A 7,834-nucleotide genomic window follows, 5' to 3' on the forward strand; every position below is an offset into this window, starting at 1 on the left:
TGCGATCGCTTCCCCGCGCGCACCCGCCCCAACAATTCTTGCTTAACTATCGGTTTAAACAGGAAATCGTCAATCAGCCCCTCGAATTCTTGAACTTCTTCAAATTGCTCTGGTGTTGTCAGCATCACAAAATAAGCAGCCGCCAATTCTCGCTCGGCTTTCACCAACCGGCACATCTCCAACCAGTTGATTTGAGCCGAAGTCCCATCGCAAAATATCGCATCCGGGGAGAATTCCCGCGCCAAATCTAAACCATCCTTACCGTCGGGGGCGACTCTCACTTGATGTCCCTCCCCTGAGAGCAACTCTTGCACGACTTCAAAAGTCGCAGCATCCGCGATCGTCAAAATCTTTGCCATAACACCGGCTCCACAACTTACTCTTTAGGATACAGCCGCCAGAATTGCGCGGACATATTTAAAATTACACAATATCCCTCTCCTGTCACTCTCCGAAAACAAAAATAGAAGGTAACTTTTAAAACTTTTACTGGGATTAGCTTTTTGGCTTTATTTTCTAATACGATCGATCCGATCCGTACTTGAGAGTAAAAGTCTGATTTGGCAAGGGTTATATCTTTTTATATAGGGAGAGGGAGCTAGCATTTCAAGCGAAAGATGAGATGCTACTGGCCAAACCGGGCAGGTCTCCGCGGCCCGCGCCGGGATACCTCACAACGCGATCGAACCGCTATAAAAGAGGGATAACTAAAAGTTTCAAGCGATCGGCAAACTGGCATTAAAATTTCTACGAGATTTCAAACCGAAACAGAGACTTTCAACCAACCTATACAGACACGCCAGACTTTTTGTGGGTGCGCCGCAGCGCACCGGACACCAGCACAGTACCGCAAAACAATCGTTAGGAAACCGTTAAAAATTGCTGCAGCAATTAGCTGTCAGCAATTAGATGTTACTTCGACAATTCGACGTTTAGTTCGTTCACGACACGGCGTTTCAGCGGTAGAGATTTTTCTCTAGGCAACAAGTCAAATACTTTCCTAAAAGCATCGTCTACCTGTTCAAACGGTATTTGTCCTTTTTCGTTGAAAACTACTTTTCCAGATTGGTCTAGGATGACGGTTTGAGGTACGAAACCTTCGTAATAATGACTTGGTTCGGTGAGTTCCGGTGACGGTTCTGGAGGCAAAGAGTCAATGATTACCGGGATAAAATCGGCTTCGCGGCCGTAAAATTCCTGGAGTTGAGAAACGACTATCGCGTATTGCTTGCTGTCGCTGCTGTCGTCTGTGTAAAACACTAACAGTGCGGGTTTCTTGCGTTTGAAAGAATCTGTGAGTTTGACTTTAGGAGGAACTAGGGAACCGTTGCCGGCGTAGAGAGCAAAAATTGTACCGTCGAAGCGATCGTCCGTGAGACTTGCTCCCGCAGGCGCTGTGCCGGCGAGCAGTATCAAGCTAAGGGCGATCGCCACTGTTAAAAGACTGCCGGACAAGATTCGCCGCAGCAAGCGGATGCCAGAAGCAGCAGTAACAGTTAATTTTTTGGATGCAGAAAATATCATAGGTTGTTGGCAGTTGCTGTAAGCTGGCTTCATCAAAAACAAAAACTATTTTAAGTTTATCAGCAAATGTATGCAAATGTTCCTGAGTAGGTTAAAGTAGTTGGGAATATACTATGATAATTTGCTTGTTGTTGCGATCGACAGGCAGGATCTCAATTAATGTAAAAAGTATGTTTTTATAGTAGCCTCCCCCGATCGAGGATTATATATTCTCCATCGGGGGGGACAAAACTACAAATTCAAAATTGAGATGCTCCCGATCCGCGATCGACAAGGCGATTCAACTGACAGAACCTCGCTATTTTGGCTTTTCAGCGGAGGGCTGGAAGTTCCCGCACCACAAGAAAAATTATTTGTTGTGGGCTTGAATTCTAGCTTCTGAGAATAGTGCAAAATGTAAAATTCAACTGATAACTAGAAATTGACAACTAATGATAGCTTTGCTTGACGCATTCCTCGCCCAAACCGCGGCTGCTGATGTTGGCGGGCCCGCTCCACTCAATTTTGTGCAGACGATTGTTTTAGGAATTGTACAGGGATTAACGGAGTTTTTACCAATTAGTAGCAGCGCTCATTTGAAGGTAGTGCCGATCGCCCTGGGATGGGGCGACCCTGGTGTAGCATACACTGCTGTGATTCAGTTAGGCAGCATTGTCGCCGTACTTTGGTATTTCTGGAAAGACTTGACAGATATAACTTTTGGTGCATTCAACGCTGTGATGCAGCGCGACTACAAATCGCAAGAATTTAAAATGGCATTGGGGATTGCTTTGGGAACAATACCTATAGTCTTTTTTGGGTTGCTAATCAAGATATTGGTTCCAGATTTTGACAAATCGCCGCTGAGGAGTTTGGCTAGCATCGCCATTGCTTCGATCGTGATGTCGCTGCTGCTAGCAACAGCCGAAAAAATTGGCACGCGCGATCGCACTTATGAAAAATTAACCGTCCAAGACGGTATTGTGATGGGATTAGGTCAAGCAATGTCCTTGATTCCGGGGTGTTCGCGATCGGGTTCCACCCTAACAGCAGGATTGTTTATGGGATTGGAAAGAGCCGCCGCCGCGCGGTTTTCTTTTTTATTAGGAATTCCGGCAATTACTCTGGCGGGATTAGTGGAATTGAAGGGTGCTTTGGGAGAAGGAATCGGCGGTGCTGGAGTTCCCGCTTTGGTAGTGGGAACGATTTCGGCTTTTGTGTTTTCCTATTTGTCGATCGCGTGGCTGATGAAGTTCCTACAAACTCAAAATATGTGGGTGTTTGTGTGGTATAGACTGGCTTTTGGCGTAGCTATTTTAACGGCGATCGCAGGTGGAGCATTGAGAAATAGTTAAAACAATACTGACTTGAACGGAACGTGCTATAGTTGCCGTTAATATTGATGTATAGCGGTTTTCACAAAAGTGAGGTATGCCCTGCGCGGGCCTTTCTGTACCTCATACCAGAGCACAGAAAGGCTATAGCACCACAATTCTATTTTCGCCGAGGCTAAGCGATGTTTACCGAAAAATTAGTTAACTGGCTCGAATCTAACACCGAATTAGGCATATTATCCCGCGATATCTTACAGGCGATCACCCGCCAGCCCTCAATACTTTTTCCGCCGTCAGTTTCAACCCTGGAAAAGTTGGAGAAACGATCGCCTGATTGCCTCGAAGCTTCTGAATTTCATACTCTCCATCCACTAGAGTACAGATCGAGAGGGTAGGCTGTTTGGGTTTTCCTATGTGTCGAGTACCCCCCAATCCTGCGTAGTCTGCAATCCAATATTCGGGGATGCCTAAAGCCGCACAGTCTTCAACCTTACGGGCATAATCGTTTTGCCAGTTGCTACTCACAACTTCAGCCACAAATTTAATCGAACTACCTAGAGTCAGAATCGACTGTTCATACCAAAGCAGTTCTTTGGGAAGTTCCTCTCGATTGACAACTGCAATGTCAGGTCGAAATGCTGTCATACTACTATTAGAAGGGCGCAATAGTCCCCGCTGAAGGACAAACCAAGGCAAACCTATTCCGTCGATCTGAACACAGATTTTTGTGGTAATGAAGGCTGCAACTTCTTCATGCGAGCCTGTTGGTTCCAAATCAAACACCTCTCCATCGATCAGTTCATAGCGGTTATCGCCACCATAACGATCGAGAAACTCGTCAAAGCTGAGTGGCTTCTGTTGTATTGGTTGGTCGATCGCAATGGTCATAAAAAGAAATACGGTATGTGGGAAACTCAGTCACAAAGAGTGCTGAGAGGTAAACGACCAGGCGATTTCAATCGCCTTGAATCCCCTTTCGGGGTTAGAGGGGTATGGTTGCCCCTCTGTGGAGATATGGTTGTCTCCGAATCCCTTTCGGGTAATGTTCGCTTCGACCTGGTTATAAAGGCTTTTTAGACCTGCAACACTGTAAAGAGTGACTTTAAAACTGTTTAATTGCAGATGACAGAGCGGAAAACTAGCGTCGCATTCGCCGGTGTCGTGACCGGTGGGGGACGTCTCCTCCGTATAGGGGTCTGGTCAGAATAGCTTGTAATTTCTTACAAGCTCAGTGGCTTAAGCCCTGAGTTCCTGACAGGTCAACTTAGCCCAATCAATGCCTTCAGTCTACCAGAACAAATATACTTGTTGGGTGATAAATTCAAAAAACTCTGAAGTCAAAAGCCTAGCAAGCCTTTTAGCGGTTATTGTCTCGAAGTGCCTGAAACTTAATGGTGACAAACTTTTCAGCGATTTTCTCCGTTAAATCCCAACAAGTCTAATCATTAGATCGAAGTCTAAAAGCGAAAAGCGAAGAGTGTCCTCCTCCCCTCTCACAGATACATTCAAGGAATTTAACAAACAATATCAAAAAACAATATAATTATTTCCAGGTTTCTGACCGGAACCAAATTTATTATCGATACTACAATTCTATTTTCGCCGAGGCTAAGCGATGTCTACCGAAAAATTAGTTAACTGGCTCGAATCGAACACCGAATTAGGCATATTATCCCGCGAGATTTTACAGGCGATCGCGCTGGAAATGTCCATGTCAACTTTTCCCGCGGGATTTCGAGTGGTAATCGAAGATACGCCCGTCACCAATCTCTACATCCTAGAAAGCGGACAAGCCGATCGATACCGCCGCAAACAACCCGGTTTAATGTGGGGGAGTAGTTTGTTACCGGGGGCGATCGTCAATTTATCAGCCCTCCAGCGATCGCAACCGGCAGATAGTCGAATTATTGCCCGTACAGAATGTCAATTTTGGGTAATTAGTGCCTCGCGCTGGCGCAGTTTGCTAGAAAGATATCCACGCATCACCGAAGCCTACGCTCAACGCTTGGCCGCGAAATTAGAGCAGCTAGAAGCACAAATCGCCTACGAAAGAGAGCGTCAAAACGCCCTCCGCAGCTATCTAGTACCAAGGGCGAAACGCGGAGTAATTGGAAATAGCCGTTATGCAGTGAAATTGCGCCAACAAATTCGCACAGCATCGAATGACAATCGATCGGTACTAATCTCGGGCGAACCTGGTTTAGAAAAAGATAATTTAGCTGCTTTAATTCATTTCGGTTCCAACGGCCGCAACGAACCAGTTATTCAGCTCAAAAGTGCCTTGCTGCAGCCTAATGGAGCAGAAATATTCGGGCGTTTGGGCGGCAAACCGGGATTATTGGAATGGTTGGGCGAAGGAACGTTAATTTTCAATGACGTGCAAGAATTACCAGATCGATTATCCCCCCAAATTCAGCAACTCTTAACCGAGGGAACCTATACACCAGTAGTCAAAGAAGGACAAATACCACCGCCACCGCGTTCTACTAATGTCCGCATAATTTTAATCTCAGAAAGTGTGCAGCCCAAGCTAGATAAGCTAACACAACACAAGATTAAAGTCCCATCCTTGCGGGTGCGAAAAACAGATTTAGAAGCACAAGTCAACTATTATATCAATATCATTGGTCGCCAAAAAAAATTAGTCAAGCCCCAAGTCACACCAGAAGCAATTCGCCGCTTGCAAGCCTACGATTTCCCCGGTAATTTGCAGGAATTGCAGGGAATGGTCGATCGCGCTTTAGTTCAAGCCCAGGGAAGTCAGGTACTAACCGAAGAAGTATTTTGGGCCCAGGCGGCGAAAAAACAAAAATTTCGCCTGAATTTATTAAATATCTATCCTAAATTTAGGCAATTTTTGCGGAGCGATTGGTATCCCGATCGCGTGAATTATTGGTTTACAAGTTGGGTATTTGCATTAGTAGTAATCATCCTATTTGTTGCCCCCCAAGATAGAGAGCATAATTTTGCTCTGAACATTTTCTGGGCCTGGTGGTGGCCGTTGATGTTATTATTATTCCCCATCGTCGGGCGATTGTGGTGTGCCTTTTGCCCTTTTATGATTTATGGGGAAATCGTCCAAAAACTATCCCTGAAAATCTTCCCGCGAACTCTCAAAAAATGGCCGCGCCAAGTAGCAGAAAAATGGGGTGGTTGGTTTCTATTCGGACTATTTACCCTAATCTTTCTCTGGGAAGAGTTGTGGAATTTAGAAAATACCGCCTATTTATCCAGTTGTTTGTTATTGCTGATAACGGCTGGCGCGGTAATTTTTTCGCTAATTTTTGAAAGGCGGCTTTGGTGTCGGTATTTATGCCCCATCGGAGGCATGAATGGATTATTTGCTAAACTTTCGATCGTCGAATTGCGCGCCCAACAAGGAACCTGCGCGGCGGAATGCACCACCTACCAATGTTATAAAGGCGGCCCGGGCTTGGGGGAAGGATTAACCACTAATGGATGTCCAATTTATTCCCATCCCGCCCAATTAACTGATAATAAAGATTGCGTTTTGTGCATGACTTGCTTAAAAGCTTGTCCCCATCGATCCGTAGAATTAAATGTGCGCCCTCCCGGAATTGAATTGTGGACAACCCATGTTCCTCACAGTTATGAAGTTGCCTTGTTATTTCTATTATTAGGCGGTATCTATCTCCATCGTTTACCGGAAATCGATAGTTTATTGGGGTTGGGCATCAATTTAGATCAATTTTTACCTCACTTAGGAATGTCGATCGCGGTGTTAATTATTCCGCCGCTAATTCCGTTAGTAGCTTACGCCGTCATGCAGGCAATTTACCGATTGGGACAAGCAAACACTATCCCATTTACAACCTATAAACCTCTCTCATTTGTCTTTCTTGCATACGGATATCTACCCCTGGTTTGGGGCGGTAGTTTGGCTCACTATTGGCGATTGGGTTTGCAGGAAGGCGGGCGATTGATTCCGGTAACTTTTGCCACTTTCGGACAAATTAGAGATGATTTGCCGAGTTTTGTAGGAGATCCAGCGGTGATTAGCTTTTTGCAAGGTTTTACTTTGATTGTCTCGTTGTTGGTGACGATATTTGTGACTCAAAAAATTGCTAAGCGATCGATTAAATCTTTGATTCCTCAGCATTTAGCGAGTTTGTGCCTGATGGTGAGTTTGTGGTATGCGATCGTTGGTAACTAATGTAATACCAAATTCATAAAATAGCGCTAGATATCTACCCCCCCCCAACCCCCCCGCGATTTAGGGGGGGGTTGGGGGGGGTAGTAGCATAACTTTATGAAATTGGTATAAAATAAAATCAGGAGGATTTACTGTGACTTCACAACTTCAACAAGCGATCGATCTTGCTCAGTCACTGTCACTGACAGAACAGCTTGAACTACTTAAAACACTATCCGCTATTATTCAGCGCACCCATTCTCTGGAAACTGAAGCTGCAACAACAGAGCAAGATACAGATTTTTCAGCAGCAAACTTTGGCCAATCTTGGCAGCAAGCCATGACTGGACAAACATTACCCCTTTCTCAACTGTGGGAGGGAATCGACGTTGACTGATTCTCCCCTTGTTGAGATTCGTCTCATACCTGAATTTCAGCGAAAATTGAAAAACCTCGCCAAGAAATACCGGCAAATTCCAACAGATATTCAACCTGTGCTTGAACAATTACAACAGCGACTATCAACCAATTATTCGCATATCAATAGAGTGACTATCAAAAAAATATAAAATCTGACAAATCCCTGCCCCGGATGCTGCGAAAAAAAGTTGACAAAGGACGGGAAATGTGATAATGATATTGAGATATTCAAATATATAGTTATGGACGCACTCGAAATAAAGAAACCGGGTTTTTAACCGAGATAAGCTGTTGTGCAAATAAACATTGTATATTTTGATGACAATCAAAAATCGTCAAATTCTCTCACCCTCTCCCCTTCTCCCCCTCTCCCCTTCTCCCCCTCTCCCCCTCAATCGCCATACACAATCTATATGAGCAACAG

At 44.9% G+C, this 7,834-nt stretch carries 6 protein-coding genes; 3 read left to right on the forward strand and 3 right to left on the reverse strand.

Annotated elements, in window-relative coordinates; translation table 11 throughout:
* On the reverse strand, positions 1–359 hold a 359-nt coding region (locus WBA89_RS28515), incomplete at its 3' end, for a response regulator (RefSeq protein ID WP_424410988.1).
* A 553-nt stretch (positions 360–912) separates the two neighbouring features.
* On the reverse strand, positions 913–1,524 hold the full coding sequence (locus WBA89_RS28520) for a thylakoid membrane photosystem I accumulation factor (protein WP_424410989.1): 612 nt from the start codon (positions 1,522–1,524) through the stop codon (positions 913–915).
* Between the two features lie 431 nt (positions 1,525–1,955).
* Here WBA89_RS28520 and WBA89_RS28525 point away from each other — a divergent pair, with 431 nt between their 5' ends.
* Positions 1,956–2,858 carry an undecaprenyl-diphosphate phosphatase gene (locus WBA89_RS28525; protein ID WP_424410990.1) on the forward strand — a complete coding sequence of 301 codons (903 nt, stop codon included), beginning with the start codon at positions 1,956–1,958 and terminating at the stop codon, positions 2,856–2,858.
* Between the two features lie 240 nt (positions 2,859–3,098).
* Here WBA89_RS28525 and WBA89_RS28530 read toward each other — a convergent pair whose 3' ends face one another.
* Entirely contained in the window at positions 3,099–3,725 is a 627-nt protein-coding gene (locus tag WBA89_RS28530; RefSeq protein WP_424410991.1) for a Uma2 family endonuclease, read from the reverse strand.
* Between the two features lie 727 nt (positions 3,726–4,452).
* Between WBA89_RS28530 and WBA89_RS28535 the strand changes: the two genes are divergently transcribed.
* Positions 4,453–7,011 (forward strand): sigma 54-interacting transcriptional regulator, encoded by a 2,559-nt coding sequence (locus WBA89_RS28535; protein ID WP_424410992.1) that lies wholly within the window; start codon positions 4,453–4,455, stop codon positions 7,009–7,011.
* A gap of 133 nt (positions 7,012–7,144) precedes the next feature.
* Positions 7,145–7,387, forward strand: a complete 243-nt coding sequence (locus WBA89_RS28540) for a hypothetical protein (RefSeq protein ID WP_424410993.1) — start codon at positions 7,145–7,147, stop codon at positions 7,385–7,387.
* Positions 7,388–7,834: the final 447 nt, after the last annotated feature.

The sequence above is a fragment of the Microcoleus sp. genome (assembly GCF_049646505.1).
GTDB lineage: Bacteria > Cyanobacteriota > Cyanobacteriia > Cyanobacteriales > Microcoleaceae > Microcoleus.

Excerpts from the sequence above, each read along its gene's own strand:
- WBA89_RS28520 (WP_424410989.1), bottom strand. The coding sequence starts at position 1,524 with ATGATATTTTCTGCATCCAAAAAATTAACTGTTACTGCTGCTTCTGGC.
- WBA89_RS28525 (WP_424410990.1), top strand. The coding sequence starts at position 1,956 with ATGATAGCTTTGCTTGACGCATTCCTCGCCCAAACCGCGGCTGCTGAT.
- WBA89_RS28530 (WP_424410991.1), bottom strand. The coding sequence starts at position 3,725 with ATGACCATTGCGATCGACCAACCAATACAACAGAAGCCACTCAGCTTT.
- WBA89_RS28535 (WP_424410992.1), top strand. The coding sequence starts at position 4,453 with ATGTCTACCGAAAAATTAGTTAACTGGCTCGAATCGAACACCGAATTA.